This is a genomic window from Streptomyces sp. NPDC001787 (assembly GCF_040297465.1).
Lineage (GTDB): Bacteria > Actinomycetota > Actinomycetes > Streptomycetales > Streptomycetaceae > Streptomyces.
Window position 1 is genome coordinate 1 of the sequence record NZ_JBEOZE010000027.1, and the last position, 25,889, is coordinate 25,889.

Annotated in this window: 23 protein-coding genes; 10 read left to right on the forward strand and 13 right to left on the reverse strand. The window is 72.9% G+C overall.

Annotated elements, in window-relative coordinates:
- Positions 1-250 precede the first annotated feature (250 nt).
- On the forward strand, positions 251-1,549 hold the full coding sequence (locus tag ABT170_RS30130) for a DUF6986 family protein (RefSeq protein ID WP_329945243.1): 1,299 nt from the start codon (positions 251-253) through the stop codon (positions 1,547-1,549).
- Between the two features lie 32 nt (positions 1,550-1,581).
- Here the strand turns inward: ABT170_RS30130 and ABT170_RS30135 are convergent, their stop codons facing one another.
- On the reverse strand, positions 1,582-2,610 hold the full coding sequence (locus tag ABT170_RS30135) for a LacI family DNA-binding transcriptional regulator (protein ID WP_351872590.1): 1,029 nt from the start codon (positions 2,608-2,610) through the stop codon (positions 1,582-1,584).
- Positions 2,611-2,804: 194 nt separating this feature from the next.
- Here ABT170_RS30135 and ABT170_RS30140 point away from each other — a divergent pair, with 194 nt between their 5' ends.
- Together ABT170_RS30140 and ABT170_RS30145 are read left to right on the forward strand one after the other, a co-directional pair.
- On the forward strand, positions 2,805-3,752 hold the full coding sequence (locus ABT170_RS30140; RefSeq protein WP_351872593.1) for an ROK family protein: 948 nt from the start codon (positions 2,805-2,807) through the stop codon (positions 3,750-3,752).
- 335 nt (positions 3,753-4,087) lie between these two features.
- On the forward strand, positions 4,088-5,125 hold the full coding sequence (locus ABT170_RS30145; protein WP_329945240.1) for an NUDIX hydrolase: 1,038 nt from the start codon (positions 4,088-4,090) through the stop codon (positions 5,123-5,125).
- Between the two features lie 57 nt (positions 5,126-5,182).
- Here the strand turns inward: ABT170_RS30145 and ABT170_RS30150 are convergent, their stop codons facing one another.
- Positions 5,183-6,547 carry a dipeptidase gene (locus ABT170_RS30150; RefSeq protein WP_329945239.1) on the reverse strand — a complete coding sequence of 455 codons (1,365 nt, stop codon included), beginning with the start codon at positions 6,545-6,547 and terminating at the stop codon, positions 5,183-5,185.
- A gap of 192 nt (positions 6,548-6,739) precedes the next feature.
- Between ABT170_RS30150 and ABT170_RS30155 the strand changes: the two genes are divergently transcribed.
- From ABT170_RS30155 to ABT170_RS30165, 3 genes are all read left to right on the forward strand, one after another.
- Entirely contained in the window at positions 6,740-7,990 is a 1,251-nt protein-coding gene (locus ABT170_RS30155) for a geranylgeranyl reductase family protein (protein WP_443034348.1), read from the forward strand.
- Positions 7,991-8,118: 128 nt separating this feature from the next.
- Positions 8,119-9,414 (forward strand): sensor histidine kinase, encoded by a 1,296-nt coding sequence (locus ABT170_RS30160; RefSeq protein ID WP_329945238.1) that lies wholly within the window; start codon positions 8,119-8,121, stop codon positions 9,412-9,414.
- Positions 9,411-10,076, forward strand: a complete 666-nt coding sequence (locus tag ABT170_RS30165) for a response regulator transcription factor (protein WP_329945237.1) — start codon at positions 9,411-9,413, stop codon at positions 10,074-10,076. Before ABT170_RS30160 ends, ABT170_RS30165 begins: the two co-directional genes overlap by 4 nt.
- Here the strand turns inward: ABT170_RS30165 and ABT170_RS30170 are convergent.
- The 4 genes from ABT170_RS30170 to ABT170_RS30185 all read right to left on the reverse strand — a co-directional run bounded on the left by ABT170_RS30170 (position 10,037) and on the right by ABT170_RS30185 (position 12,832).
- Positions 10,037-10,333 carry a DUF6332 family protein gene (locus ABT170_RS30170; protein ID WP_329945236.1) on the reverse strand — a complete coding sequence of 99 codons (297 nt, stop codon included), beginning with the start codon at positions 10,331-10,333 and terminating at the stop codon, positions 10,037-10,039. The two genes, ABT170_RS30165 and ABT170_RS30170, sit on opposite strands and share 40 nt — an antisense overlap.
- 83 nt (positions 10,334-10,416) lie before the next feature.
- Positions 10,417-11,196, reverse strand: coding sequence for a maleylpyruvate isomerase family mycothiol-dependent enzyme (locus tag ABT170_RS30175; RefSeq protein WP_329945235.1), 780 nt, complete (start codon positions 11,194-11,196; stop codon positions 10,417-10,419).
- A 45-nt stretch (positions 11,197-11,241) separates the two neighbouring features.
- The gene (locus ABT170_RS30180; protein ID WP_329945234.1) at positions 11,242-11,610 is read right to left on the reverse strand and encodes an SCO4225 family membrane protein; all 369 of its coding nucleotides are present in this window, start codon (positions 11,608-11,610) and stop codon (positions 11,242-11,244) included.
- Between the two features lie 97 nt (positions 11,611-11,707).
- The gene (locus ABT170_RS30185; protein WP_351872740.1) at positions 11,708-12,832 is read right to left on the reverse strand and encodes an MFS transporter; all 1,125 of its coding nucleotides are present in this window, start codon (positions 12,830-12,832) and stop codon (positions 11,708-11,710) included.
- Positions 12,833-13,072: 240 nt separating this feature from the next.
- On the opposite strand from ABT170_RS30185, the gene ABT170_RS30190 reads away from it, so the two are divergent.
- Together ABT170_RS30190 and ABT170_RS30195 are read left to right on the forward strand one after the other, a co-directional pair.
- Complete coding sequence (locus tag ABT170_RS30190; RefSeq protein ID WP_329945233.1) at positions 13,073-14,287, forward strand: ROK family protein; 1,215 nt, start codon at positions 13,073-13,075, stop codon at positions 14,285-14,287.
- Positions 14,288-14,507: 220 nt separating this feature from the next.
- A complete protein-coding gene (locus ABT170_RS30195; protein WP_351872599.1) occupies positions 14,508-14,801 on the forward strand; it encodes an SHOCT domain-containing protein in 294 nt (97 codons plus the stop codon).
- A 68-nt stretch (positions 14,802-14,869) separates the two neighbouring features.
- Here ABT170_RS30195 and ABT170_RS30200 read toward each other — a convergent pair whose 3' ends face one another.
- Together ABT170_RS30200 and ABT170_RS30205 are read right to left on the reverse strand one after the other, a co-directional pair.
- Entirely contained in the window at positions 14,870-15,388 is a 519-nt protein-coding gene (locus tag ABT170_RS30200; RefSeq protein WP_329945231.1) for an ATP-binding protein, read from the reverse strand.
- 301 nt (positions 15,389-15,689) lie between these two features.
- Complete coding sequence (locus ABT170_RS30205; protein WP_329945230.1) at positions 15,690-16,007, reverse strand: hypothetical protein; 318 nt, start codon at positions 16,005-16,007, stop codon at positions 15,690-15,692.
- A 232-nt stretch (positions 16,008-16,239) separates the two neighbouring features.
- Between ABT170_RS30205 and cds1 the strand changes: the two genes are divergently transcribed.
- Positions 16,240-17,373 (forward strand): L-cysteine desulfhydrase Cds1, encoded by a 1,134-nt coding sequence (cds1, locus tag ABT170_RS30210; RefSeq protein WP_329945229.1) that lies wholly within the window; start codon positions 16,240-16,242, stop codon positions 17,371-17,373.
- Between the two features lie 55 nt (positions 17,374-17,428).
- Here cds1 and ABT170_RS30215 read toward each other — a convergent pair whose 3' ends face one another.
- The 3 genes from ABT170_RS30215 to ABT170_RS30225 all read right to left on the reverse strand — a co-directional run bounded on the left by ABT170_RS30215 (position 17,429) and on the right by ABT170_RS30225 (position 19,614).
- On the reverse strand, positions 17,429-17,908 hold the full coding sequence (locus tag ABT170_RS30215; protein WP_329945228.1) for an SRPBCC family protein: 480 nt from the start codon (positions 17,906-17,908) through the stop codon (positions 17,429-17,431).
- Positions 17,909-18,126: 218 nt separating this feature from the next.
- A complete protein-coding gene (locus ABT170_RS30220) occupies positions 18,127-18,579 on the reverse strand; it encodes an SRPBCC family protein (protein ID WP_329945227.1) in 453 nt (150 codons plus the stop codon).
- 189 nt (positions 18,580-18,768) lie between these two features.
- The gene (locus tag ABT170_RS30225; RefSeq protein WP_329945226.1) at positions 18,769-19,614 is read right to left on the reverse strand and encodes a DeoR/GlpR family DNA-binding transcription regulator; all 846 of its coding nucleotides are present in this window, start codon (positions 19,612-19,614) and stop codon (positions 18,769-18,771) included.
- A 323-nt stretch (positions 19,615-19,937) separates the two neighbouring features.
- On the opposite strand from ABT170_RS30225, the gene ABT170_RS30230 reads away from it, so the two are divergent.
- Complete coding sequence (locus ABT170_RS30230) at positions 19,938-22,346, forward strand: hypothetical protein (protein WP_351872605.1); 2,409 nt, start codon at positions 19,938-19,940, stop codon at positions 22,344-22,346.
- On the opposite strand, the gene ABT170_RS30235 is transcribed toward ABT170_RS30230, so the two are convergent.
- Positions 22,316-24,760 carry a right-handed parallel beta-helix repeat-containing protein gene (locus ABT170_RS30235; protein ID WP_329945224.1) on the reverse strand — a complete coding sequence of 815 codons (2,445 nt, stop codon included), beginning with the start codon at positions 24,758-24,760 and terminating at the stop codon, positions 22,316-22,318. The two genes, ABT170_RS30230 and ABT170_RS30235, sit on opposite strands and share 31 nt — an antisense overlap.
- 299 nt (positions 24,761-25,059) lie before the next feature.
- Entirely contained in the window at positions 25,060-25,668 is a 609-nt protein-coding gene (locus tag ABT170_RS30240; protein WP_329945223.1) for an Rv1733c family protein, read from the reverse strand.
- Positions 25,669-25,889 lie beyond the last annotated feature (221 nt).

The window sequence follows — 25,889 nt, forward strand, 5'->3', positions numbered from 1 at the left end:
GTCGGAGACCTCTTCGACGTCGTGCCCCAGCTCACCGAGGAGATCAACACCCGCAAGGCCTGACCCCCACCACACACGCAACACGCACACAGCACACAGCACCACCCCGGCCGGGGCCGCACGGTGACACCCACCGCGCGGCCCCGGCCCCGTTCCCCACACCATTGACGCAGGTCCGACGGCCTTATAGCTTCACTATGCGGATTCTCGATTCCGTGAAGCGGAAGATGCGAGCGTGGAGGGTACGGGAATGGGTCAGCAGGAGCAGGTGGCAACGAGCCTCGCCGGTACGGTCAGCGAGGCCGTCAGCGCCTCCCTCTCGGCGGTGGACGCGGAACTCGCCCGCCGCTACCCGGGAGACCCCGGCACCCGCCAGCCCGTGCACACCGTCTACGTCCCCGGTGACGTGTTCACCGCCGGCACCATCCGCTCCTGGGGCGGCCGGGCGCTGGAGGCCCTCGACGCGCACGCCCCCGACGCCGCCTCCTTCGCCGCCGTCCTCGGCATTCCGGAGGAACTGGCCGGGCCCGTCCATGACCGCGTACGCGCCAAGCTGGAGCGCGAGCCCGTCGAGGACCTGCGCATCGACTTCGAGGACGGCTACGGCCCGCGCTCCGACGCCGAGGAGGACGAGGCCGCGGCCCGTGCCGCACGGCTCGTCTCGCAGGCGTACGCGGACGGCACCGCGGCCCCGTACATGGGGATCCGGATGAAGTGCATGGAGGCCGCCGTACGGGACCGAGGGATCCGTACCACAGACGTGTTCCTCACCGGACTGATGCGGGCCGGCGGGCTGCCCGACGGGCTGGTGCTGACGCTGCCGAAGGTGACGTACCCGGAACAGGTCACCGCGTTCGTCCGCCTCCTCGAAGCCTTCGAGGAGACTCATGGCCTCGACGCCGGCCGGCTCGGTTTCGAGATCCAGATCGAGACCAGCCAGTCGATCCTCGCCGCCGACGGCACCGCCGCCGTGGCCCGTATGATCGACGCCGCCCGGGGCCGGGCGACCGGTCTGCACTACGGCACCTTCGACTACAGCGCCTGCGTCGGTGTCAGCGCCGCGTACCAGGCCAGTGACCATCCGGCCGCCGACCACGCCAAGGCCGTCATGCAGGTCGCCGCCGCGGGCACCGGCGTGCGCGTCAGCGACGGCTCCACCAATGTCCTGCCCGTCGGTCCCACCGCGCAGGTCCACGACGCCTGGCGGCTCCACCACGGACTCACCCGCCGCGCCCTGGCCCGCGCCTACTACCAGGGCTGGGACATGCACCCGGGGCATCTGCCCACCCGTTACGCGGCCGTCTACACCTTCTACCGAGAGGGCCTGGAACAGGCGGCGGCCCGCCTCGCCGCGTACGTCGCCAGGGCGGGCGGCGACGTCATGGACGAACCTGCCACCGCCAAGGCCCTCAGCGGCTACCTGCTGCGCGGCATCGACTGCGGCGCCCTGGACACCGCCGAGGTCGCCCGGCTCACCGGTCTCACCCGCGCGGACCTGGACGCCTTCGCCTCGCCGCGCCGGGGCGGGCTGACGGTCACCGCGCCCTGAGAGCCGCCCCGCTGGCGTTCTCCGGGCGGGCTTCAGGCGGGCGGCAGTTCGCCGGAGCCGCGGGCGATGAGCGTCGTCGGGAGCTCCACCCGGACGGGGGCGTGGTCGACGCCGTCCAGACGGCGGAACAGGTGCTCGGCGGCGGTGCGGCCCACCGCCGCCGCGTCCTGCGAGATGACGGTGATGCCGAGCAGATCGGCCAGCTCGATGTCGTCGAAGCCGACCAGGGCCACGGGGCGTTCCCGCTCCGCCAGGACACGTACCGCGGTCACCGTCACCCGGTTGTTGCCCGCGAACAGCGCGGTGACCGGTTCCGGTCCGGCGAGCATCCTCTCGGCCGCCGCCCGGACCCGCCCGGGGTCGGTGGAGCCGAGCGAGACCCAGCCGTCCTCGACCTCGACGCCCGCGTCCGCCATCGCCGCGTGGTATCCGCGCAGTCGCTCGGTGGCCGTGTGGATACGGGGCTGGTCGCCGATGAAGCCGATTCTCCGGTGGCCGTGCGCGAGCAGATGGGCGACGCCTTCGCGGGCGCCGCCGAAGCTGTCCGAGAGGACCATGTCGGCGTTGATCCGGCCCGCCGGGCGGTCCACGAAGACCGTGGCGATGCCCGCCTTCATCTCCGGCTCCAGATAGCGGTGGTCGTCGCCCGCGGGGATCACGATCAGACCGTCCACACGGCGGGCGCACAGCGCGAGGACGAGTTCCTGCTCGCGCTCGGGGTCCTCGGCGCTCGAACCGTTGATCAGGAGCGCGCCGTGCGCGCGGGCCACCTCCTCCACCGCGCGGCTCAGCGGGCCGTAGAAGGGGTCGGCGAGGTCTTCCAGGACCAGGCCGATGGAGGCGGTGCGGCCCTTGCGCAGGACGCGGGCGCTGTCGTTGCGGCGGAAGCCGAGAGCGTCGATCGCCTCCTGGACCCGGCGTTCGGTGTCGGGGGTGACGCCCGGTTCGCTGTTCACCACCCGCGAGACCGTCTTGAGGCCCACTCCGGCGCGGGCCGCCACGTCCTTCATCGTCGGCCGGTTGCCGTAGCGGGGCTCGGAGTGACGGGTGGTCTCGGCCACGTGCGCTGTCCTGTCGTCGGTAAGGTCGGGTCCGGCGCTTCCGGGCGGTCCCGTGAACGGTGCCGGGGAGGGCCGGAAGGCTGTGGCGTCGAGCATAGGCCCTGGACAACGTTGTCAGCAGAATGGAGACTGTGCAGACCATCGACTGAACCCGCAGGTCCCGCCCCTTCACTTCACCCGGAGAGCCCACACCGATGCATACCGACCTCGTCGCCGCGCTCGACATCGGAGGCACCAAGATCGCCGGTGCGTTGGTGGACGGCGGCGGAACCCTTCTCGTACGGGTGCAACGGCCGACGCCCGCCCGGCAGGACGCCGAGACGGTGATGGACGCCGTCGGCGAGGTGCTGTCCGAACTGATGGCGTCGCCGCTGTGGAGCAGGGCGGCCTCCGTCGGTATCGGCAGCGCGGGCCCCGTGGATGCCTCGGCCGGTACGGTGAGCCCGGTCAACGTCCCGTGCTGGCGGGACTTTCCGCTGGTGGAGCGGGTGCACAAGGCGACCGGGGGGCTGGCCGTCACACTCGTCGGCGACGGGGTGGCGATGACGGCGGCCGAGCACTGGCTCGGTGCGGCGCGCGGCTACGACAACGCGCTCTGCCTCGTCGTGTCCACGGGCGTCGGCGGTGGTCTGGTCCTCGGCGGCAGACTGCACCCTGGCCCCACGGGCAACGCCGGTCACATCGGGCACCTCAGCGTGGACCTGGACGGCGACCCGTGCCCGTGCGGCTCCCGCGGCTGCGTCGAACGCCTCGCCAGCGGGCCGAACATCGCCCGCCGGGCCCTGGAGAGCGGCTGGAGCCCCGGCCCGGACGGCGATGCCACAGCCGCAGCCGTGGCCGCCGCCGCCCGTGCCGGGGACCCGGTCGCCATCGCCTCGTACGAGCGGGCGGCCCAGGCGCTGGCCGCCGGGATCGCCGCGACCGCCACGCTCGTCGAGATCGGGATCGCGGTGATCGGCGGCGGCGTGGCGGGTGCGGGCGACGTGCTCTTCGCGCCCCTGCGCCGGTCCCTGCGTGACTACGCCACGCTCTCGTTCGTCCGCCGGCTCGTCGTGGCGCCCGCCGTGATGGGTACGGACGCGGGGCTGGTGGGAGCCGCGGCCGCCGCCGCGACGGCCGCGCGACGGCCGACGGCCCCCTGACGTCCGGGGGGTGCCCGGTTCGTCAGGCCGGACACCCCCCGGACGATTCCCGGCGTTGCCGCGGCCGGCCGGCGGGTCATCACCCGAGGGGACCTCGGGTCATCACCGGAGGGGACCGGTCCCCGACTGCGGCCCCGGTCCCCGCCCCATCGCCGAGGGCTCCGACGACGCCCGGCCGCCCGCCGTGACGGCGCCCCGGGAGCCGGGCCTCGTACAGTGGTACGCCCGGCAACGGGCATCCGGCCGCCACGTCCCGGCAACGGCATCGCCACATCGGGGTTTCCGCGGCAGGGTGTTGCGGGCAAGCCACAGGGGGCTACGGAAGAGGGGGAACCGTGATCGTCTGGGTCAACGGTGCGTTCAGTGCGGGCAAGACGAGCGCCGCGTGCGAACTGATCGATCTGATCCCGAACAGCACGTTGTACGACCCCGAGATGACCGGCGCCGGGCTGCGCGGCCTGCTGCCCCAGAAGAAGCTGGCCGAGGTGAGCGACTTCCAGGACCTGCCGATCTGGCGGCGGCTGGTGGTGGACACGGCGGCCGCGTTGCTCGCCGAGGTGCCGGGGGTGCTCGTGGTGCCGATGACGCTCCTGCGCCAGGAGTACCGCGACGAGATCTTCGGCGGATTCGCCTCGCGGCGCATTCCCGTGTGCCATGTACTGCTCTCACCTGAGGAAACGATCCTGCGAAGCCGGATCGCGGGCCGGGAGGAAGTGCCGGCCGACCCCGAGCACAGCGAACGCGTCCGGCGGTGGGCATACGAGCACATCGACCCCTATCTGGCGGCCCTCGACTGGATCGCGGCGGACGCCCACACGATCGACACCAGCGCGCTCACCCCGTACGAGACGGCCGAGCGGATCGCGGAGGCGGTACGCACCGGAGCGGCCGGGGCGTGCGAGATAGTCCAGACCCCCGATCCGACGGCGGAGACCGTCGCGTCCGGAGTCCTGCTCTTCGACGAACAGGACCGTGTCCTGCTCGTCGATCCCACCTACAAGCCGGGCTGGGAGTTCCCCGGCGGCGTGGTGGAGGCGGGGGAGGCTCCGGCGCGGGCGGGGATGCGGGAGGTCGCGGAGGAGATAGGGATCCGGCTGGAGCGGGTGCCGAAACTCCTGGTGGTCGACTGGGAGTCGCCGAAGCCGCCCGGCTACGGGGGGCTGCGCTTCCTCTTCGACGGTGGCCTGCTGCGCGGTGAGGACGCCGCGCATCTGCTGCTTCCGGGGTCGGAGCTGCGCGGCTGGCGGTTCGTCACCGAGGCGGAGGCGGCGACCATGCTGCCGCCCACCCGCTACGAGCGGCTGCGCTGGGCGCTGCGGGCGCGCGAACGGTCGGTCGTGCTCAATCTGGAGGCCGGCGTGCCGGTGGGCTGAGGGGCCGGAGTGCGGGTGGGCCGGGGTGCCCCCGCACCCCGGCCGGACACGAAGGGCCTAACCCTTCTTGGACTCCGCGTAGTTGCGCAGGAACAGCGCCTCGGCCACCGAGAGACGTTCCAGTTCCTCCGGGGACACGCTCTCGTTCACCGCGTGGATCTGGGCCTCGGGCTCACTGAGGCCGATCAGCAGGATCTCCGCCTCCGGATACAGGCCCGCGAGCGTGTTGCACAGCGGGATCGAGCCGCCCATGCCGGAGGACTGCATCTCCTCGCCCGGGTACGCGACCCGCATGGCCTCGGCCATCGACGTGTACGCCGGGCTCGTGATGTCGGCGCGGAACGGCTGGCCCTGGCCCACCTGTTCCACCGAGACCCGCGCTCCCCAGGGGGCGTGCGACTCCAGATGGGCGGTCAGCAGCTTCGTCGCCTCGGCGGCGTCCTGGCCGGGCGGCACCCGCAGGCTCACCTGCGCGCGGGCGCTCGCCTGGAGGGACGGTGTGGCACCGACCACCGGCGGGCAGTCGATGCCGATGACCGTGACGGCCGGACGCGCCCAGATCCGGTCCGCGACACTCCCCGTACCGATCAGTTCCACACCGTCCAGGACCTTCGCGTCCTTGCGGAACTCCGCCTCCGGGTACTGCAGCCCCTCCCACTCCGTGTCCGTGGTGAGACCGTCGACCGTCGTCGTGCCGTCCTCGGCGCGCAGTGAGGCCAGCAGCTGGATCATGGCCGCCAGCGCGTCGGGGGCCGCGCCGCCGAACTGCCCCGAGTGCAGGTTCCCTTCGAGCGTGTCGAGCTTCACCCGCAGCATCGTCATCCCGCGCAGTGTCGCGGTGACGGTCGGCAGCCCGACACGGAAGTTACCGGTGTCGCCGATGACGATCGTGTCGGCGGCCAGCAGTTCGGGGTGCGCCTCCGCGTACCGCTCCAGGCCGCCGGTGCCCTGTTCCTCCGAGCCCTCGGCGATCACCTTCACGGAGACCGGCACGCCGCCGTTCGCCTTCAGCGCGCGCAGCGCGAGCAGATGCATGATGAACCCGCCCTTGCAGTCGGCCGCGCCCCGGCCGAACCAGCGGCCGTCGCGCTCCGTCAGCTCGAACGGCGGGGAGAGCCAGGCGGACTCGTCCAGCGGCGGCTGCACATCGTAGTGCGCGTAGAGCAGCACGGTCGGCGCACCCGCCGGGCCGGGCAGGAAGCCGTAGACGGACTGGGTTCCGTCGGGGGTGTCGAGCAGGGCGACGTCCTGGAAGTCCTCGGCGCGCAGTGCCGAGGCGACCCATTCGGCCGCCGCCTCGCACTCGCTCTTCGGGAACTGGGCGGGGTCCGCCACCGACCGGAACGCCACCAGCTCGGCCAGCTCCGTCCTGGCTCGGGGCATCAGCGAGGCGACGGTCTCGGAAATCGGACGGGCGGTCATGGGCACGCTCCTCGTGGGTGCGACGTTATGAATACGGCGCGGTGTACGCGTCCGTGGGCGACGCCTTTTGTCCGGCGTTGTCAGTACGACGAAATCATGGCCGATCCTCCCACAGAGGGGCTTGGCCGAATCGCGCCGTAGGATGCCGTGAGCAGCTTGGGGCCACTGGTTGATCGGGAGCAGAAGCACATCGTGAGCAGCGAGAACGCAGACGCCGGACGTGAGTCGGAAGAGCCGTCCATTTCGGAGGAATCGTCCGTTCCGGAGGAGTCGTCCGTGTGGGACGTCGTCGTGGTCGGCGCGGGTCCGGCCGGAGCATCGGCGGCATACGCGGCCGCTGTCGCGGGCCGACGGGTACTGCTGCTGGAGAAGGCGGAACTGCCCCGCTACAAGACCTGCGGCGGCGGAATCATCGGGTACTCCCGCGATTCGCTGCCCCCGGGCTTCGAACTGCCCCTCAGGGACCGCATCCACGCGGTGACCTTCTCGCTCAACGGGAAGCTGTCGCGTACACGCCGGTCCAAGCGCATGCTCTTCGGGCTCATCAACCGCTCCGAGTTCGACGCGGGCCTGGTCGAGGAGGCGCAGAAGGCCGGCGCCGAACTGCGCACCGGAGTCGCGGTGGCGCGGGTGGAGCAGCACGGTCCCGCCGTCCCCGACCGGCGCACCGTCGCCGTGGTGCTGTCCGGGGGCGAGACCGTTCTCGCGCGGGCCGTCGTCGGCGCGGACGGCAGTGCGGGCCGGATAGGGGCTCATGTCGGGGTCAAGCTCGACCAGGTGGACCTCGGGCTGGAGGCGGAGATCCCCGTCCCGGCGACGGTGGCGGAGGACTGGGCGGGGCGGGTGCTCATCGACTGGGGCCCACTGCCCGGGAGTTACGGCTGGGTGTTCCCCAAGGGCGACACCCTGACCGTCGGGGTCATCTCGGCGCGCGGTGACGGTGCGGGGACCAAGCGGTATCTGGAGGACTTCATCGCCCGTCTCGGCCTCGCCGGGTTCGAGCCGAAGATCTCCTCCGGCCATCTGACCCGTTGCCGCAGCGACGACTCCCCGCTGTCGCGCGGCCGGGTCGTGGTGTGCGGCGACGCGGCGGGGCTGCTGGAGCCGTGGACACGGGAGGGCATCTCCTTCGCGCTGCGCTCCGGACGGCTCGCCGGTGAGTGGGCGGTGCGGATCGCCGAGTCCCACGACGCGGTGGACGCCCGCAGGCAGGCCCTCAACTACGCCTTCGCCATCAAGGCCGGGCTGGGCGTGGAGATGGGCGTCGGGCGGCGCATGCTGAAGCTGTTCGAGCGCCGCCCCGGACTGCTGCACGCGGTGCTGACCGGCTTCCGGCCCGCCTGGAACGCGTTCGCCGGTATCACCCGGGGCACCACGTCCCTGGCCGAGCTCGTCCGTACGCACCCGCTGGCCCAGCGCGCGCTGAGCGCGCTGGACCGGTAGAGGCAGTCCCGCGGGGCGTGGGCGGGAAGTCCCGCCGCCGGCCCGGACGACGTACTCCCCGGGGAGTACGGGCGACCACCACGCCCGGCTGACGCCCGAGCGGTGGCGGCCCGTCTAGCGTTGCCGTCATGGACGGACAGCAGCCATCACGCACGGGCGGTGCTCCCCCCGGGGGCCGCGGCTCCCCCCGGGGACGCGGGGGCGCACCGTACTGGCTGTCGGCCCTGGGGGAGAGGCCCGCCGCCCGGCTGCCCTGGCTCTCGACCGCCGCGCTGCTGGTGTTCGTCATGGTCGGCACGGGCTTCGCGGCGCACGGCCAGGACCGGCAGCCGGTGGACCTCTTCGCGCGGCTGCTGCTGTTCGTCGCGGTCGCGGTGCTGCTGGCGCGCCACCGGTACCCCGTGGTGGCCGTCGCCACGACCTCCGCCGTGACCCTGCTCTACATGGGGGCGGGCTATCCGTACGGACCGGTCTTCGTCGCCGTCGCCGTGGGCTGCTTCGGCGCCATCGTGTCCGGCCATCGCAAGGCCGCCTGGTGGTCGCTCGGCGGACTGTGGGCCGGCCATGTGCTGGTGGGCCACTGGCTCTACCGGTGGCTGCCGCCGGCCGGGGACGGCGCCGCCCCCTGGGGGCAGGAGGCGTTCATCGCCGCCTGGGTGCTCGCCATCGCCGCCGCCGCCGAACTGCTGCGGGTACGCCGCGAACAATGGGCGGCGGCCAGGGCGCAACGGCAGGCCGCGGAGCGGCGGCGGGCCGACGAGGAAAGGCTGCGCATGGCCCGCGAACTCCACGACGTGCTCGCCCACAGCATCTCCGTCATCAATGTGCAGGCCGGTGTGGGGCTCGCGCTGCTCGACTCCGATCCCGAGCAGGCCCGCACCGCGCTCATCACCATCAAGGGGGCCAGCAAGGAGGCGCTCGGCGAGGTGCGCCAGGTCCTGGCCGGCCTCCGTACGCCCGGCGAGGCCCCCCGCGCCCCGGCCCCGGGACTGGGCCATCTGCCCGAACTCGTGGAGCAGGCGGCGAGCGCCGGGCTCACCGTCACCGTCGAGACCGGGGGCGTGCGCGCGGCCGTCCCGCCCAGCACCGATCTGGCCGCTTTCCGGATCGTCCAGGAGGCCCTGACCAACGTCGTGCGGCACTCGGGTTCCCGTACCGCGCTGGTCCGGATCGGATATGGCACCGGGCGCCTTCGGCTCCGTATCGACGACGAGGGACCGGCGACCGGCGGGGACGCGGGTGGCGGCGGCAACGGACTCGTGGGGATGCGGGAGCGGGCGGCGGCGCTCGGTGGCACGATCGAGGCGGGCCCCCGGCCCGGGGGCGGCTTCCGGGTACGGGCGGAACTCCCGCTGGCCGCCACCGGGCCGGACCGTGCCGCCCCGCCCCGGGACCCCGGGGCACACCCGGAGGAGACCCCGTGATCCGTGTACTGCTCGCCGATGACCAGCTGCTGGTCCGGGCCGGCTTCCGGGCGCTGCTGGACGCCCAGCCGGACATCGAGGTGGCCGGGGAGGCGGCCGACGGGGAGGAGGCGGTCCGGCTGGTGCGCGAGCTGCGGCCCGACACGGTGCTGATGGACATCCGGATGCCCCGCCTCGACGGCCTGGCCGCCACCCGGCGGATCACCGGGGACCCCGGGCTCGGCGAGGTGAAGGTGGTCATGCTCACCACCTTCGAACTGGACGAGTACGTCTTCGAGGCGATCCGGTCCGGGGCCTCGGGCTTCCTCGTCAAGGACACCGAGCCCGAGGAACTGCTGCGCGCGGTACGGGCGGTGGTGGACGGGGACGCCCTGCTGTCGCCCGGAGTGACCCGCCGGCTGATCGCGGAGTTCGCCGCCCGGTCCAAGGAACCCGCGGAGGCCACCGCGCTCGGCCGGCTCACGGAGCGGGAGCGGGAGGTGATGGCGCTGGTCGGGATCGGGCTGTCGAACGAGGAGATCGCCCGCAGGCTCGTGGTCAGCCCGCTCACGGCCAAGACCCATGTGAGCCGCACCATGGTCAAGCTGGGCGCCCGCGACCGGGCCCAGCTCGTCGTGCTCGCCTATGAGTCGGGGCTCGTACGGCCCGGTTGGCTGGGCTGAGCGTCGGGCACCCTGCGGCCCTCCGCCGGACGCGGGAAACGCCGGAGCACATGGACGACCCGGGCGAGGAACACCACGGCGGCGACCCCCGCGGCGATCCTGAACAGCAGATGCTCGCCGGTGCGCGTGAGATCGAGGAACATGGCCGGTACGTAGATGCCCGCGCAGGTGACCGCGGCGACCGCGACACCGCTCACCACCGCGTAACCGATCTCGATGGTGATGGCGTCCCGGTCTGCCTGTGTGCGTCGCCCCATGCCCGGATTCTCACAGGGGTGCCGGGCGGCGGCAAGGGAGCCCGGGTGCCGCGCGCCGCCGTTGCGCAGCCCCTCGTGGAGCGTCAGCTCCAGGTGACCGCGGAGCTGTCCGCCCACAGCCGCGCCACCGCGCGGTCGCCGGTCAGCGTGACGGCGGAGAGCGGCAGCCGGTTCCACAGCGTCAGATAGATCCCCTCGGCCGTCCCGCGCAACTCGCAGTCGGCGGGCGGCAGGTGGTCGCTCCCGTGCTCCCGTACCACCTTCGGCGGCTCGGCCGACAGCTGTACCGTCCACACCGCGTCCGTCCGCCCCCCGGCTCCGTCGGCCGCGTCCGTGGCCCGCAGCCGCAGGGTGCGCGGAGTGCCGGTGCGCACCTTGCTCGTGGAGCGGGCGTGGAACCCGGTCAGCAACTCGTCGATGCCGTCCAGCGCGTGCTCCGCGGTCACCGGCGTGAGCGGCCCGCCGAGCGCGGACTCGGCGTCGACCCGGTGCACCGTGGTCTCGTGCAGCTGACGGCGCGCCCAGAACGCCAGGGGTGAGGGCGCGGGCAGGAAGGTCCAGCAGTCGAGGTCGGCGGGTGCGGCCTCCAGGGCTTCGACCAGACGGCGGTGGCCCTCGCGGAACCAGTCGAGCAGTTCGTCCCCGTCGAGATCCGGCTCACCGCCGCCGGGGCGGTACTTCCGCTGTCCCTCGGTCACCAGACCCGCCGCCCAGCGGTGCACCATGCCGGTGTGCCGCAGCAGATGGCGTACCTGCCAGCCGGGGCAGGTGGGGACCGAGGCACCGGGACCCGCCGCTCCGGCCGCCGTCGCGAGCAGACGGCCTTCCGCGGCCAGGGCCGTGATGTTCTCCGAGATCGCCATGAGGCTGATTGTGCCAGGGGCCCGGCGGCTCGGGGGCGCAGGTTTTCAGACGCCCTGGGGGTGCGCCGACCGGGCCCCGCCGCCCCGGCGCAGCAGCCGCGTGAACCAGCCGAGCGCCAGCGACTGCGCCAGTACCGACACCACGAGGGCGAGATACATGAACCAGGCGGGCCCGCCCGACTCCGCCCCGGCAAGCGAGCTGCCGACGAAGAAGACGAACACGGTCGGCGCGGCCAGCAGGAACAGCCAGACTCCGGCGAACGAGGCGTCTTCGTGCGAGACGAACAGGGTGTCCACGGTCACGAAGACCGCTGCCGCGAACACCAGGGCGAGGTAGCACAGCGATACGGCGTTGCCGAAGGTCAGCCGGACCAGTGCGCGCAGGTGCGGGTGGTTGATGAGCTGGTTCGTCACTGAAGGCTCCCGGTTGAGTGGTCGAGAACTCCATCGTGCGCCGGGACGGCCGGTCCTGCCTGAGTACACCTACTCAATCGCTCACGTGTACGCACGCTCAGGTGTGCGTCGCGTTGCGGGCGCCGTAGCCCAGCGCGGCGGCCGCGGCGGCCAGCAGGGCCACGGTCGTCAGAGCCACCGGCAGGGAGGACCAGTCGGCCAGGAAGCCGATCGCGGGCGGCCCCAGCAGCATTCCGCCGTAGCCGAGCGTCGAGGCGGCGGCGACCCCGCTCGGCCCTGCCAGCTCCCCGGCCCGGCTCACCGCGACGGGGAAGATATTGGCGAGGCCCAGGCCCGTGACGGCGAAGCCGGCGAGGGCGAGCCAGGCGGTCGGCGCGAGCGCGCCGAGCAGCATTCCGGCCGCGGCGATCACGCCGCCCATGACGAGCGTCCGGGTCTGGCCGAGCCGTTCGAGCAGCGTGGTGCCGGTGAGCCTGCCGATGGTCATGGTCAGGGCGAAGAGCGAGTATCCGGCGGCGGCGAGACCGGGATGGGCGTGGAGGTCCTGTTCCAGGTGCAGCGCGCCCCAGTCGGCGAGCGCGCCCTCGCCGTATGCGGTGCACAGGGCGATCACCCCGAAGAGCACGACGACCCGGCGGGCCCGGCCGTCCGGCCGCCGCTCCGGGTCCGAAGGGGAGCGCGAGGCGGCGGGCGTCGCGGACCGCGAGGGGTGGCGCAGCAGTACCGGTCCCACGGCGGCGGTGACCACCAGCCCGACTCCGGTGAGGACGAAGAGGTGCGTGGCGGGGGAGAGTCCGCCCGCGACCAGCCCGCCGAGCCCGGCGCCGATCATTCCGCCGAGGCTGAACGCGGCGTGGAAGCTCGGCATCACCGGTCGTCGCAGGGCGGCGACCAGATCGACCGCGGCGCTGTTCATCGCCACGTTCATGCCGCCGTAGGCGGCGCCGAAGACCAGCAGCACCAGGCCGAGCGAGGTCGCCGAACGGGTCTGTGCGGGAAGCGCGATGCTCAGGGAGAGGAGGACGCCGCAGACCACGGTGACGGCATGGCTGCCGTAGCGGCGGCAGAGCCGGCCGGTGAGCATCATGGTGACCACCGCACCCGCCGAGACGCCCAGCAGGGCGAGTCCCAGGGTGGAGGCGGAGGCGCCGGTCTGCTGCTTGATGGCCGGGATACGGACCACCCAGCCGGCGAAGAGGAAGCCGTCGAGGGCGAAGAACACGGTCAGCGCGGTACGGAGGCGGGCCGACAAGGGTGGGGCGGTGTCTCCGCCGAGTCCCCCCGGTAGGGCCGTCCGCAGTTTGTTTAGTTGCGGCACAAAGTCAGCATAGGGGCGCGCGGCCGAGGGGCGCAAGACGGCTGCCGGGGGCGCCCGGCGATGCGGGGAAGGGCGGCGGGGGAGCGGCGGTCACCGGTCCCCGGGGCGTCGGCAACGCCTCCGGATCATGGGAGACTCGCCCCCATGAACGGCAAGGTGACCACCACCCGGACGAAGTTGGAGAGGGGCCGCAGCGCGCTCGGGCCCGCGCTGGAGCTGGTCCACACCGGACGCGCGCCCACCCGCGCCGTGCTCACCTCGGAGCTCGGCGTCACCCGTGCCACCGCCGGCGCGGTCGCCGCGGAACTGGAAGCGCTCGGGCTCATCCGGGTCGACTCCAGCCCCGGTTCCGCCGCCGGTTCGCAGGGCCGCCCCTCGCACCGGCTGGCCGTCCGCGAGACCGGACCGGTCGCCCTTGCCGCCCAGGTGCACGCGGACGGCTTCCGTGCCGCACTCGTCGGGCTCGGCGGCCGGATCGTCGCCACCGCACCGGGCTGTGTCGCCGTGATGGCCGACCCCGCGCAGGTGCTCGGGGAGGTCGTCGGGGAGGGCGCCCGGCTGCTGCGCGAGAGCGGGCTGCGCTGCGTCGGCGCGGGGCTCGCCGTGCCCTCGGCCGTGGCCGAACCCGAGGGCACGGCCCTCAACCCGCTCCACATCGCCTGGCCCGCGGGATCGCCGGTCCGCGAGATCTTCGCCGCGTGCGTACGCGAGGCCGGCATCACCGCCCCCGCGTTCACCGGCAACGACGTCAACCTCACCGCGCTCGCGGAGCACCGGCACGGCGCGGGGCGCGGGGCGCAGCATCTGCTCTGCGTCGCCACCGGACACCGCGGTGTCGGCGGCGCCCTGGTGCTCGACGGCCGCCTGCACAGCGGGAGTTCGGGGCTCGCGCTGGAAGTGGGGCATCTCACGGTGAACCCGGAGGGGCGTCCCTGCCACTGCGGCGGACGCGGCTGCCTCGACGTCGAAACGGATCCGCTGGCCTTCCTCACCGCCGCCCGCCGGGAGCCGGGGCCGGAGGAGTCACTGCTGAAACAGGCCGGTGATCTGCTGCGTACGGAGTACGAGGACGCCGGCGTGCGGAACGCCGCCGAGGAGCTGATCGACCGGCTCGGCCTCGGCCTCGCCGGTCTGGTCAACATCCTCAACCCGGACCGCATCATCCTCGGCGGGCTGCACCGGGACCTGCTCGAAGCCGACCCGGAGCGGCTGCGCGCCGTCGTCGCCGACCGCAGCCTCTGGGGGCGCAGCGGCAGTGTGCCGATCCTGTCCTGCACCCTCTCCCACAACAGCCTGGTGGGCGCCGCCGAGCTGGCCTGGCAGCCGGTGCTCGACGACCCGCTCGCCGCCCTCGCCTGACCGCTCCCGCGCGGTACGCAGGACGAGGGGGAGAGCGGGGCCGCGGACCGCCGTGCCGACCGGGAGGGGAGCGGGGGAGCAGCCGCCGGTGCGCCGACTGCTCCCGAGGGGGTACGCACACGGCCGCCGGCCGTACGACGCCCCGGACCCCTCGCCGGGGACATTCTCGTAAGCGTCAGGAGAACACGACAACACCCCTGCACGAGGGAGCTGACCGAAGATGAACACCCTGGCGTACAACGGCGGACCCGGACCCTGGATCCTCCTCTTCCCGATCATCTGGGCGGCGGTCGTCGTCGGCGCCGTCACCCTGCTGCGGCGCACCGGGTGGCGCGGCGGGCGCGGCCCCTGGCAGGCCGCCCGGCCCTCGCACACCGCTCCCGGCGAGCCCTCGCCGATAGCCCTGCTGGGCCGCCGCTTCGCGACGGGCGAGATCGACGAGGACGAGTACTGGCGCCGGCTCTCCGTCCTGGACGAGCAGTTCGGCCCCGGCTCCAGGGGCGGTGCGGTATGAGGGAGGACCGCGCGTAGCGGGCGCAGAGGCGGAGCGGCCCGCCAGACGGCGGGCCGTGCCCCGTACGGTCAGCCGACGACGGCGGGCCGTACGGGGGTCGCGACCGCCGCCGCGGGGCCGGTGCGCTCGGCACCGAACGGCCCGTCGGTCATCGACCCGTACACGGGGAGCGGTGGCAGGGTGGAGGTGTCGCACGGCGCCGGCAGGGTGAACCAGACGGCCTTGCCGGACCGGCCGCTCGGCCGTACACCCCAGCTCTCGCTGACCGCGGCGATCAGGGCCAGGCCCCGGCCCGAGGTGGCGAAGGAGTCCGCGTCGTTCACGGTGGGCAGCCGTGGGTCGTGGTCGTGGACGGAGACCGTCAGCCGGTCGAGCAGCAGCTCGATCTCGACGGTGCATGACTTGTCCGGCTGTGCGTGCCGGTGGACATTGGTCAGCAGTTCGGTGACGCCCAGGGCTGCCTGGTCGATCAGAGGATCGAGATGCCAGTAGCGCAGTTGCGCCGAGATGATTCTGCGGACCTGACCGATCCGCGACGGCAGGGCCTGGAGCTCCACCGTGCAGTGCCTGCTTGGCTCGCTGATCACGGCTGCGACTCCCCGAAATAGGTCCGGAAGAAGACGAAGGAACGGATCCAGCATGTGGCTGGCTGCTGTTTCTGGTCTGCTTTATGGCTGGGACTGCTGGGACTGCTGGGGGTCCTGATTGCTGCCGGCCGGCGGACTGGATCGCAGTGTCACCGCCGGTTCACCATCAGTGACGTATCTCCAGAGTGGACCAGGGGTTACCGCGCCGCAACTCGCGGTGCCCGGCCGACGGATCCCCGCCGGCCGCCCTTCACCTTCTCCGGTCCTCTCGGGCCGTCGCCGGGCCTCTCCCGGCTCCGGCTCAGCCGCGCCGGCCACCCGTGCTGCGCAGTACCTCCAGGAACCGGCTCACCGGAGCCGCGCCGTCCCGCAGGTGGTTGCGCTGGCCCATCGTCAGCCTGTACCGCACCCCGTTGACCCGCGCGATCGCCGAATCGGCGGCAGCGAACCAGCGTTTGCCCGCACTCACCGTCCCCAGCGGGGCGCTGTCGATCTCGCGCCCATTGCTCGTCAGAAGAGCCACCCGGCCGTCCTTGACGATCACCTGTCCGGCATTGGTGAGCGACCTGGTCCATCGCTCGATCCTGACCCCGGTCGCACTGAACTCGACGTCCGCCATTGTGGCTTCGCCCCCCTTCGTACCGACTCCTGCTTGGGCAGTCTGCCCAAACCGAGCCGGATTCGCCAGGTGGCATCCGGACCGAATCGCGCTCCGGCGGCAGCGCACGCCACAACCGCCCCACCGGGCAACACCAAGGCAGTGCTATGGGTCATCAAAGTCAATGTTTGCGCAGGTGGGGGGAATATCGTGGTGGGTGGGCAACATCGATGACACGAGGAGGCACGCGCTGATGGACACCAGTGAGCACGGGCGTGACAGTGGGGCCACGGCGACCCTGGACATCGACCGCAGCGACCCGGAGTACCGGGCCTGGCTCAAGGAGGCCGTACGCAAGGTCCAGGCCGACGCGAACCGCTCGGCCGACACCCATCTGCTGCGCTTCCCGCTGCCCGAGCAGTGGGGCATCGACCTCTACCTCAAGGACGAGTCCACACACCCCACGGGCAGTCTCAAGCACCGGCTGGCCCGCTCGCTGTTCCTCTACGGGCTCTGCAACGGCTGGATCCGCCGGGGCAAGCCGGTCATCGAGGCGTCCAGCGGCTCGACCGCCGTCTCGGAGGCCTACTTCGCGAAACTGATCGGCGTGCCGTTCATCGCCGTGATGCCGCGCACCACCAGCCCGGAGAAGTGCCGCCTGATCGAATTCCACGGCGGACAGTGCCACTTCGTCGACGCGTCGTGGAAGATCTACGAGGAGTCCGCGGCTCTCGCCGCCGAGACCGGTGGGCACTACATGGACCAGTTCACCTACGCGGAGCGGGCCACCGACTGGCGGGGCAACAACAACATCGCGGAGTCGATCTACCAGCAGCTGCGGCTGGAGCGGTATCCGGAACCCGCCTGGATCGTCGCCACGGCCGGGACCGGTGGCACCTCGGCGACCATCGCCCGCTACGTCCACTACATGCAGCACGACACCCGGATCTGTGTGCCCGACCCGGAGAACTCCTGTTTCTTCGACGGCTGGACCCAGCACAACCCGCTGGCCACCAGCGACTGCGGCTCCCGTATTGAGGGCATCGGCAGGCCCCGTATGGAGCCGAGCTTCGTGCCGGGCGCCATCGACCGGATGATGAAGGTGCCCGACGCCGCCAGCGTCGCCGCCGTACGCGCGCTGGAGCGTGCCATCGGACGAAAGGCGGGCGGCTCGACGGGCACCGGCCTGTGGAGCGCGTTCAAGCTGGTCGCCGAGATGGTGGAGCAGGGGCGCACCGGCAGCATCGTCACGCTGCTCTGCGACCCGGGCGACCGCTACCTCGACAAGTACTACTCCGACAGCTGGCTGAGGGAACAGGGCCTGGACATCGCCCCGTACGCCGAGACCATCGACCGATTCCTCGACACGGGAAACTGGTCCGGCTGACCGTCCCGGGGGCCGGTGCGCCGGGACGCCGGGGAGCCGGGGAGCCGAGTCGATCTCAGGCCGGAGCCCCGGCCAGCCGCTTGTCGAGCCGGCGCACGGCGTCGCGGAACGAGCGGCCCACGCCGGCGCGCCCCAGCCCGAGCGCGAACCGGAACAGTGCGCTCCCGTCGGCGGCGAACGTCCACTGGACATGCGTACCGGTCCCGGCGGGGGTGAGCCGCCACTCCTCCAACAGGGCGGTGAGACCGGGTGCGTTGGCGTCGTCGACCCGGTAGGCGTACCGCTCGTCGGGTTCCGCCACGACGATCGTCTCGCGCAGCAGTGCGCCGCCCCTGAGCCGCACCTCCCGGCCCGCCCCCGCATCGGTGGACGCGGCGCTGGTCACCGCGGTGAACCAGCGGGGCCAGGACTCCACGTCGTCGGCCAGCGCCCGGTACACGGCGTCGGGGGGTGCGGCCACTTCGGCGGCGAAGACCAGGCGCAGCGGCGCGGACTCGGTGAAGTCCAGTCCCACGGTACGGAGTCGGCGTGCCATGAACGCACCTCCCGGGCGATCGGCGGCGGACGGGCGGGGCATACCATATCCGCCCGTCAACCAGATGTCTGTACCAATAGACCGATCGGTTCGTACGGCCTGCCGGACATCGCCACTCCCGCCCCGCGCCGTATCCCCCGTCCCCCGAGTGCCATGGGCGGTGCCGCCGCGGTGGGCGGATCCGGCACGGGTGCGGTACGCGGGAGCGGCCAGGTCCCTCAGCGGTCCCACTGGACCGGGTCGTCGAGCAGATGGTCGAGGACCCCGCCGAACACCCGTCGCCCGCACGAGGCGAGCAAGGGGTCTCCCCAGCCCGGCAGCAGCCGGACGTGCAGTTCCTCCACCCACACCACATGGGATCCGGAATTGGTCGGCAGCACATCGATCGAGGCCCGGCCCAGCACCACCGACCCCCTCTTCTCCAGTCGGCAGACCCCGGCCCGCCCGACGGCCGGCGGAGTCCACCGGACCACTTCCATCGGATCGTCGAAGCCCAACGGGCCCATGCCCGTCCGGGCCACGAACAGGGTGCCCATCACGGTCGGCAGACCGGTCGGGACGGTCACCGAGGTGAGCGGGACATGCGTGCCGTGCCGTTCCCAGTCGGTCACCCGCCGCCAGGACTCGGCGGCGGGAAGGGGAGTGAAGCGCTCGATCCGGAAGACGGCCACACCTGAATTCTAGGACGCCCGGGGCGTACGGCGAGCCGAGCGGAATCTCCGGCACCGGCCGAAACCCCCTACGGGCACGGGCCGGCGTACGGGGCGCCTGTCGGCGTACGTACGGGCACGGGCCGGTGAACGGGGCAACGGCCGGCGTACGGGCACCGGTCTGCGCGGGCGCGGACCCACGCCCCCGGGTCAGCTCTCCGGAGCCGCCTCGTCACACGTTTCGCCCGCCACCACGAGACCCGGCAGATGCTCCTCGATCTCCTCGCGCGCACCTGCCGAGAGACCCGAATCCGTGACGAAGGCGGCCACCTCGTCCAGCGTCGCGAAGGAACTCAGCCCGACCGTGCCCCACTTGGTGTGATCGGCCACCACCACGACCCGCCGCGCCGCCTGTACGAAACGGCGGTTGGTCTCCGCCTCCGCGAGATTCGGCGTCGACAGACCGGCCTCGACCGAGATCCCGTGCACACCGAGGAACAGCACGTCGAAGTGGAGTGATGCGATGGCCCGGTCGGCGACGGGGCCCACCAGGGAGTCCGACGGAGTGCGTACACCGCCCGTCAGTACCACCGTCGCCGCCCCCGCCCGTGCCGCGCCGCCCGCCGCGGGGCGCTGCGCGCCGTGGAACACATCGGCGACCCGCACCGAGTTGGTCACCACCGTCAGATCCGGTACGTCCAGCAGGTGCTGGGCCAGCGCGTACGTGGTGGTCCCGCCGGACAGGGCGATGGCGCTGCCCGGCACCGCCATCGCCGCGGCGGTCCGCGCGATGTCCTCCTTGGCGCTCAGTTCGAGCGTCGACTTCGCCTCGAACCCGGGCTCATGGGTGCTCGCCTCGACCACCGGCACCGCGCCGCCGTGCACCTTCTCGATGACACCCTGCCGCGCGAGCGCGTCCAGATCCCGGCGGATGGTCATGTCGGAGACGCTCAGCTTGCGGGTCAGCTCATTGACCCGGACCCCGCCGCGCCTGCGCACCTCGTCGAGGATCAGGGCGCGCCGCTGCTCCGCGAGCAGGTTCTGATTCTCGCTCAACGCCGGGTCCGGTCCTTCCTTCTGGCCTTGCGGTTCCGCGTCGGGCCGCAGAACGTGGTTCATCCTGCCACGCAGGAATGTCGGCCGCGTCACTGGGGAGATTCGGTGAGACATCTGCCGTACCCGGCCCGGGTCCGGGATTCTGGTGACACCGCGCTTCGGCTCGTGTCCCCGCGCGCACCGCCCCGACCCCTGTCGCGCCACTCCTCCCTGTCCGGCCTCCCCTGTCCTCGTCCTCCCGCTTCTCCCGTGTTCTCCCCGCACCTGCCACTCCATCCACCCCCGGCCGTGAGGCCGGACGGCCCAGAGAGCGAGTCACCCCCTTGCCCCCTGCCACCCAGGCCCCGCAGAGCTCCGGGACAGCGCTCGAACTGCTGGTCCACGGTGTCGGCGGCACCACACCCCAGGAGATGCTCGACGATCCCCGGGCGGTCCGGATCACCGGTGACGCGACGGCCGCCGTGTACCGGCGTCCGGAGGACATCGACGGCGAGCGGCACCCGGAGCGGTACCGGGAGGAACCCGTCGCGGAGGCGTACTGCTGGTCCAACCTCACCTCCGGCAACGCTTCCCGCGCCCTGTGGCTGCTCCTGCTGCCGTTCATGGTGGTCAACCTCGCCCACTGGATGCGGCCGACCGCCGTCGGCCGTACCCGCGCCGTCCGGCTGTACGGCGTACTGGTGCGGCTCCTCGCGCTCAGCCTGACCGTCCTGCTGACGGCCGCGGCCTGCGAAGTGGCCCTGGATCTGGTGGCCTGGCAGTGTGCGGGCACGTCCGACTGCTCCGGCCGGCGGTCCTGGCTGGGCTTCCTGTCGACCGAGCAGGGCGGCTGGTGGTCCCAGCCCGGACGCCGCCTGGCGGTCGCGGCCCTCGTGCCCACCTCGCTGGTGGGGCTGCTGTGGTACCTGTCCAACCGCACCTGGAGCGCGTACGAATCGCAGCGCCCGCTGGACGGGGCGGAACCGGACGAGGACACCTCCGGCACTCCCGAAACCTCCGGCACCGCCCACACCCCCGACACCCCCGTGGCCTCGCAGCCGGCAGCCGGTCCTGTCCGTCCCGCGCTCGGCCGGCCCGGATTCTGGTACGGACGCAGGATCGTCGCCCGGCTCCGCGCCGCCCACACCGCGGCCGGATTCCTCACCGTCGCCTCCTGCGTCGCGGGAGCCGCGGTCCGCCACGACCGGGCCGCCGATGGCCCCGTACCGGAGATTCTCGGCGGCCTGATCGAGGCGGCCGTCGGGGCGTGCGCACTGGTGGCGGTCTGGGTCGTGTGCCGGCGGGGCCGCAGCGAGCGGCGTCTGGACCAGCGGCTCGACAGCGCCCTCATCACCTTCCTGCCCGGCACCGCGCTGGCCCTGCTCGTTCTCGCCGCCGGATACGCCGCCTGGTCGCGTCCGGCCTGGGACTCCACGGGCTCCCTGCCCGGCGAGACGGCCTTCCGGGCCCTCGCCATCGGCCAGGGCGCCCTCGTCGTCGTGCTCGCCGTCGTGGCCCGCACCCTGTACCGCCGCGCCCCGGAACCCCGCACCACCATGTACGGACTGGGCGGGCCCGCCGTCGCGATGCTCGCCTGCGCGCTCGGCGGCGTCATGACCGGCGGCGTGGCCCAGCGCGTGGCCGACTGGCTCGACGGGCCCGGCACCCCGGGCATGGGCCGCGGCGCCGCCATCGAGGGCCCGCCCGTACTGCTCAGCTGGCAGGCCTCGGTCATCCCGGTCCTGCTCCTGCTCCTGCTCGTCCCGGTGATCGCGCTGGTCGTCCGCACCGCGCGCGACGCCCGCCGCGCGGGCCCCGGCATCGAGGCGGAGTACGGGGCCGAGCGGCCCGAGCCCGGCCGTACCCGGCGGATCGCGCGGACCCGGGCGCTGGCCGCGCTCACCGACTCCGCGCCCTGGATCGTCGGCGTGGTCTCCGGCGCCTCCCTGCTGCTGGGAGCCGGTGCGGTGGCCGGGGCCTGGCTGAGCGGACAGGTGCCGGGCCTGGCGATGGAAGGGTCCACTCCCTTCGTCGAATCGCTCGCCGAGACCGCACAGTCGACCGGCTCCTGGCTGGTCGGTTTCGGGTTCGTCCTGTTCGTCGCCTGCGGACGCCGTGCCTACCGCGACGCCTCCGCCCGACGCACCATCGGCATCCTCTGGGACGTGGGGACGTTCTGGCCGCGTGCCGCCCACCCCTTCGCCCCGCCCTGCTACGCCGAGCGGGCCGTCCCCGACCTCGCCTCCCGGATGTCCGCCTGGACCGGCGCGAACACCCGCGGCCGGCTCGTCATCTCGGGCCACTCCCAGGGCAGCGTCCTCGCGGCGTCCGCGGTGTGGCAGCTGCCCGACGCGACCCGCCGCCGGGTCGCGCTGCTCACCTACGGCTCACCGATCGAGCGGCTGTACGGGCGTTGGTTCCCGGCCTACTTCGGTCCCGTACCCCTGCACGGGCTGCACCGCTCCGTGCACTGCTGGCGCAATCTGTGGCGGGCCACCGACCCGATAGGCGGCCCCGTCCGCCTCGACGAGGGCCGGCGCACGGAGGTGGACCGAGGCCCGCTGAAGGACCCGCTGGCCTATGGGCGTACCCCCGAACTCCCGCTGCCCGAACCGATCCTGGGGCACTCCGACTACCAGGCCGACCCGGTCTTCGCGCAGGAGCGGGCCGCGCTGCTCGAACAGCTCGGGCCGCTCCTGCCGACGCAGGCCGACGGGGAGGCTCAGACAAGCTCCGGGAGGTCCTCCGGGTAGAGCAGGGTGAGGTCGTCCGTGCTCGTCTCGACGAGCTGGGCGACCCGGCCCGCATGCCGTTCCACCATCGATTCGAAGGTCTGGCGGGCCGTGCGGCCGTTACCGAAGGCGGGGCCCTTGGGCAGCTCCGAGAAGTACGTGAGCAGGGCCTTCCCGGTGCCGTCCGCGAGGCTGTACTCCTGCTCCTCGGCCTGCTGCTCGACGATCCGCAGCAGTTCCTCGGGCAGATAGTCGCTGAAGGTGATGGTCCGGGAGAAACGGGACGCCACACCGGGGTTGACGGTGAGGAACCGCTCCATCTCGTGGGTGTATCCGGCGACGATCACCACGACCGCGTCCCGGTGGTCCTCCATCAGCTTCACCAGCGTGTCGATGGCCTCCCGGCCGAAGTCCCGGCCCGAGTCCTCGGGCGAGAGCGCGTACGCCTCGTCGACGAACAGCACCCCGCCGCGCGCCCGGTCGAACGCCTCCTGGGTCCGGATGGCGGTCGAGCCGATGTGCTCGCCGACCAGGTCGACCCGGGACACCTCGACGAGGTGGCCGCGCTCCAGGACTCCGAGGGAGGCCAGGATCTCCCCGTACAGCCGGGCCACCGTCGTCTTGCCGGTACCGGGGGAGCCGGTGAAGACGAGATGGCGGCGCACCGAGGCGGCCTTGAGCCCGGCCTCCCGGCGGCGCCTGCCGACCTCGATCATGTCGGTGAGCGCCCGCACCTCGCGCTTGACGCTGTCCAGGCCCACCAGCGCGTCCAGTTCGCCCAGGACGGCCGCCGAATCGCGTGCGGTCGCCGCCGCGGGCTCCGGGACCGGGACGCTCTGCGGGGCCGTGCGCTGTCCCGGCATCGCCCCCAGCAGCCCGGGGGTCGACTGGGTCGCCGTCAGTACCGCGGGCGGCGGGGGAGCGGCCGCCCCGCGCAGCCCGCTCTCGTCGCTCGTGCAGTCCTCCACCACGGGGCCCGTCCCGCCCCCGTCGCCGCTCGGGGAGCCGCCCTCCGCGAACTCGTAGCCGCCCCGTGCGCACCGCTCGGTGCGGCAGCGCGTGAGGGTGGTGCGGCAGCCGTCCATCACATGGAAGCCGTAGCCGTCGCTGCCGGTGACACGGCAGCCGTGGAAGGTGCCGCGGCCCTCCGCGGAGACGTAGAACCCCGCCTCGGCGGGTGAGGTGACCGTGCAGCGCTCGATGGTCGGGTCGGCCCCCTTGGTGACGATGACTCCGGTCTGGGCGGCGTCGATGGTGCAGTTGTTCAGCGTGCCGCCGCTGCCGTGGTCGCGGAACCAGGCACCCGTGGACGCCTCCCGGATCCGGCAGTCGTCCAGTTGGGCGGTGGCCCCGTCGCTCACGGAGACCGCGGTGTTGCGGATCTGGGAGAGATCGCTGTCCACGACATCGGCGCGCGAACCCCGGTCGAGGACGAACAGCGCGTCGGGCACGTCGTGGACACGGCACGCGTCGAGTATCACCGTCGCCCCGTCGCTCACCCAGACCGCGGGATAGTCGCCCGTGCTGTCGTGGATCTCGCACTGGTTGGCGTCGACCCTGGTGCCGGGGTCCCAGACCGAGAGTCCGTTGCGGCCGAAGCGGCGCACCGTGGAGCGGGTCAGCGTGAGCACGGAACGGGACCGCAGATCCACCGCGTTCTCAGGAACGTCATGGATGTCGCAGTCGGCCAGCGTCAGCACGGCGTCGGTGTCCAGCGTGACGCCGTCCGCGGACGTGCGGTGCACGGTGCAGTCGGTGAGATGGGCGGAGGCACGGGCGGTGACCTGGACCCCGCTGCCCTTGATCTCGTACACCTCGCAGCCGACGGCCTCCAGGCCGCTGCCCTCGCCGGTGATGCTGAGGCCCGCGCCCGAGGAGTGATGGATCCGGCACCGGTCCAGGCGGGGATGTCCGCCGTCGCGCACGGCGACACCGGACTGCCCGGCGGAGACGACCTCGCACTCCTCGAACACCCCTCCCGCCCCGTCCAGTACGGCGATGCCGACCCCGGCCGGATTGTCCACGGTGCAACGCCGCACGGTGGGCCGGGCGGCGCCGCGTACCTCGATCCCGGCGGCCGACCTGGTCACGATCCGCAGATCGGTGAACTCGGGTGCCCCGTCCTCGACGAGCAGAGCGGGAGCCGCGGAGTCCTGGCCCTCCACATGCAGGTCCTGGACGATCGCGGAGGCCCGCACGGTCAGTGGCACGCCGTCGACCGGCGCGATGCGCACGGAGCCGACCGAGCCCTCGGGGCCGCGCAGTGTCACCGCGCGGTGGACGACGAGATTCTCCCGGTAGGTCCCGGGCGCGACGGTGAGGACGTCACCGTCGGCCGCCGCTTCCAGAGCCGCGGAGAGGGAGGCGTATTCGCCCGTGCGGCGCCGCCATCGAGATGTGCCGGTGTGCGTCACCTGGACGGTTCCCTGTGCCATGGCGCTGCTGTGCCCCCACCTCGTGCTGTGTGCGATCCCCCGGGTACGTCCGCGTCGCGGCGGGCGATGCGCCGGTGCCGACGTCCAGGGGACGGCGACAGCTCCGGGTCCGCCTGCCGAGGGGGCGGGCGGCCGGTCCACCGTAGCGCGCGCGAGGCGCCGGAGTTGACGGGTCCGGCGCTGACCAGCCCGACGGGCGGCCCCGTGTGACGGTCCGTGGCCCGCCGGTCACGGCCGCACCCGGCGGTGGGGGAGCCGGATGCGGGAGCGCGGGCGGGGCCGCGCACGGGGAGGGGACGTCAGTTGCCGGTCCCGGCTCTGCCCCAGTCCGGACCGGCCCTGGCCCAGGCCCGGTCCAGCAGCGCGTAACGCCGGTGCGCCATGCGCCAGACGATCAGCCGTCTGCACACTTCGATGAATCCGGAGACGAGCAGGAACACGCCGACTCCGGCCAGCACCGCGTGGGTGTGGGCCGTGGGCACGTCCATGGGGCGAGGCGCCGGGCGCCCCGCGGCGTCGGTCCAGATCCGGACCCGGGAACCGGGCCCCCCGACCTTGGAGGCGGTGGACACCGTGCCCCTGCGGGGTCTGCCGTCGGGGGCACGCCACTTGGCCACCACCGTGGTGTGCGCGGCCCGTCCGGAGGAGCCCTCCTGCTCCCCGGCGAGGCGCGGCGGGCCCGCCGCCCGGCGCACCACGACCGCGGTCGTGGGATGGCGCTGGGCCCGCTGGGCCCGGACCGACTCCTGGAGGGCGTCGTCGGTCAGCGCGCCGCACACCCAGCCGAGCGCCGGCGCCACCAGCACCACCAGCAGCAGGGCGGCCAGTGCCAGCCAGGCCTCGCGCCGGTCGGTGGCACGGCGCAGGGGATTGCGGCGCCAACGCCAGACTCCCCAGACGGCTCGCATCAGCGCGCACCCCGTTCCGTATCCGTGACCCACCGAATCCGTGATATCCCGATATGGCACGGATCGCCTGCCGGGGAAGCGAGGAGAGAGCAACCTCACTGCTCCAACGTCCGGCCTGTCCGGGCGAGTTCCCGGCTCCCGGGCCGGGAGGCCTGCCGGTGCCGTGGACAGGATCCCCGACCCGGCCCGCCGCGGTCCGCCCGGGGATCCGATTCCGGCCG

Bases quoted from the DNA above. Each gene is read 5' to 3' on its own strand.
- ABT170_RS30130 (WP_329945243.1), top strand. From the start codon at position 251: ATGGGTCAGCAGGAGCAGGTGGCAACGAGCCTCGCCGGTACGGTCAGC.
- ABT170_RS30140 (WP_351872593.1), top strand. From the start codon at position 2,805: ATGCATACCGACCTCGTCGCCGCGCTCGACATCGGAGGCACCAAGATC.
- ABT170_RS30150 (WP_329945239.1), bottom strand. From the start codon at position 6,547: ATGACCGCCCGTCCGATTTCCGAGACCGTCGCCTCGCTGATGCCCCGA.
- ABT170_RS30160 (WP_329945238.1), top strand. From the start codon at position 8,119: ATGGACGGACAGCAGCCATCACGCACGGGCGGTGCTCCCCCCGGGGGC.
- ABT170_RS30170 (WP_329945236.1), bottom strand. From the start codon at position 10,333: ATGGGGCGACGCACACAGGCAGACCGGGACGCCATCACCATCGAGATC.
- ABT170_RS30175 (WP_329945235.1), bottom strand. From the start codon at position 11,196: ATGGCGATCTCGGAGAACATCACGGCCCTGGCCGCGGAAGGCCGTCTG.
- ABT170_RS30190 (WP_329945233.1), top strand. From the start codon at position 13,073: ATGAACGGCAAGGTGACCACCACCCGGACGAAGTTGGAGAGGGGCCGC.
- ABT170_RS30195 (WP_351872599.1), top strand. From the start codon at position 14,508: ATGAACACCCTGGCGTACAACGGCGGACCCGGACCCTGGATCCTCCTC.
- ABT170_RS30205 (WP_329945230.1), bottom strand. From the start codon at position 16,007: ATGGCGGACGTCGAGTTCAGTGCGACCGGGGTCAGGATCGAGCGATGG.
- cds1 (WP_329945229.1), top strand. From the start codon at position 16,240: ATGGACACCAGTGAGCACGGGCGTGACAGTGGGGCCACGGCGACCCTG.
- ABT170_RS30215 (WP_329945228.1), bottom strand. From the start codon at position 17,908: ATGGCACGCCGACTCCGTACCGTGGGACTGGACTTCACCGAGTCCGCG.
- ABT170_RS30235 (WP_329945224.1), bottom strand. From the start codon at position 24,760: ATGGCACAGGGAACCGTCCAGGTGACGCACACCGGCACATCTCGATGG.
- ABT170_RS30240 (WP_329945223.1), bottom strand. From the start codon at position 25,668: ATGCGAGCCGTCTGGGGAGTCTGGCGTTGGCGCCGCAATCCCCTGCGC.